The organism is Robertmurraya sp. DFI.2.37, assembly GCF_029211245.1.
Classification (GTDB): Bacteria; Bacillota; Bacilli; order Bacillales; family Cytobacillaceae; genus Robertmurraya; species Robertmurraya methanolica_A.
In genome coordinates, this window is the sequence record NZ_JARGEJ010000639.1 from 1 (window position 1) to 301 (window position 301).

Here is a 301-nt window from a genome sequence, read left to right on the forward strand (position 1 = left end):
GAAAACTTAAAGAGAAAGGGGCAAGCTATGTCAAATAATCAAAAGAAACAACTAACCCCGGTGCAACAAGAATATCAAAAATTGCGAAAAAATCGAGAAATCGACAGACCCGTTTTTAAAAATTGTATAAAGGCCTTTATAACAGGTGGTCTGATTTGTCTTATTGGCCAGGTTATTCATAGAAGGAACGTGGGTCAATTATTGGACTGACGAAAGGTTATCTGGTGGTAACCACTATTTAGTTGAAGCTGATTTAGAAACTTTGCCGCTGTTTGTAAAGGAAGGCTCCATTATTACGCAT

1 protein-coding gene and 1 pseudogene are annotated in these 301 nt (G+C 37.2%); both read left to right on the forward strand.

Features of this window, described 5'->3' with window-relative positions:
- Positions 1–27: 27 nt before the first annotated feature.
- Positions 28–177: pseudogene (locus PZE06_RS28030) on the forward strand (stage V sporulation protein AC); the annotation flags it as partial.
- Positions 164–301: hypothetical protein (locus PZE06_RS31705; protein WP_369011867.1), on the forward strand; the 138-nt coding region annotated here is incomplete at its 3' end. The pseudogene PZE06_RS28030 and the gene PZE06_RS31705, both read left to right, overlap by 14 nt.